Annotated in this window: 3 protein-coding genes; all 3 read right to left on the bottom strand. The window is 58.9% G+C overall.

The features are described 5' to 3' along the window. Positions 1–342: PilW family protein (locus Q8M88_RS07145; RefSeq protein WP_305595823.1), on the bottom strand; the 342-nt coding region annotated here is incomplete at its 3' end. Further along, positions 333–881 (bottom strand): GspH/FimT family pseudopilin, encoded by a 549-nt coding sequence (locus Q8M88_RS07140; RefSeq protein ID WP_305595821.1) that lies wholly within the window; start codon positions 879–881, stop codon positions 333–335. The genes Q8M88_RS07145 and Q8M88_RS07140, both read right to left, overlap by 10 nt. A 13-nt stretch (positions 882–894) precedes the next feature. Beyond that, positions 895–1,242: type IV pilin protein (locus Q8M88_RS07135; RefSeq protein ID WP_305595819.1), on the bottom strand; the 348-nt coding region annotated here is incomplete at its 5' end.

Below are 1,242 nucleotides of genomic sequence, written 5' to 3'. Positions count from 1 at the left end.
GGCCACGCCCACAGCGCCGCCGAGGAAAGTGGCGTCATATGCATACAGGATGCAGGAGCCAGATATCACGACATTGTTGGCCGCTGCCGTGAATACATTGGTCGTGCCCGCAGTGTTGACGGCGGTGTAACCGGCGCGCCGGATGTCGGCCGACATGATGTTGACAATTTCCCGCACATTCTGGTTGAAGCGGCTGACGCGCAGGCTATCTGTGGCACCGCGCGACCCACTCAAGTAGATAACCAGTGAACTGGCGAGTACCAGCAGACCCACTGTGATGCCAATCATCAACTCCAGCAGGGAGACGCCGCGCTGTCGGCGCAGGGTGGGCGTTAGACGCATGTTGCGTACCCCGCAATGGTGCCGCCGGGCGAACAGACACTGACCCGACCAGTGGTGCTCACATCTACCCGCAGAGTTTTGTTCATCGGTGAGGTCACCGTCACCGAACTCCCGCCGCCAACCGTGGCCACACCTCTGAACGAGAAGGTGTACAGGTTTGCCGTTGTGGCCACGCTGCATCCACCGCACTCGGTCGCAGTGACCATGTAGGGTGCACTGTTCGCACCTTGCACCAGTACGCAGGTGGAAGCATCGGTGCAAGCTGTCGTAGTGTTGGACAAGCCAACAAACCAAGCCGAGGGAGCCCCCGCGCTGACGGTGGCTGAGACGACCTTTGGGGTATTGCTGGCGGCCCGTTTCATGGCTTCTGATCGTGACAGACGCAGCACATCGGCAATCGATTCGGTTTGGTTTTTCAGCTTGCGCGTATCGATCATGTCACGCATGCTGGGCATGGCTGCTGCTGCCAAAATGCCCAAAACAGCGACGGTGACCAGCACCTCGATCATCGATATGCCCATGGTGTAACGCTTGTTCATGGCAGCACCTGATTTACTTGGGCCAGCAAGCTGTCGAACTGGGCGTGCGGGTGATGCTTGAACCGTTGTGTACCACCACTAATGATGTGCACGTGGTGTCTGTGTAGGTGGGTGTGGCGGTCAAGGTATAACCCGTGGCACTGGTTGCGGAGACGGCCAAGGTGAAATGGCCCCCCTGGCTGGTGCATGTACCAGAAGATGGGCAAGCGCCAACAAGTGATGCCGTCGCGTTTGCGTATGTGGCGTTGCTGACCCTGAACTTTTCTTGCGCAACTTCAGCGGCTCCGATCAAGGCGCGACCATCATCCCGTTTGCCTTTGCGCACGTATTCGGCGAACGAGGGATAGGCGATCGAGGCCAG

Source organism: Phenylobacterium sp. (assembly GCF_030693805.1).
In the GTDB taxonomy this organism is placed as follows: Bacteria; Pseudomonadota; Alphaproteobacteria; order Caulobacterales; family Caulobacteraceae; genus Phenylobacterium.
Note: the sequence above shows the minus strand (reverse complement) of the source record. Positions and strands in the feature narration are given on the sequence as shown.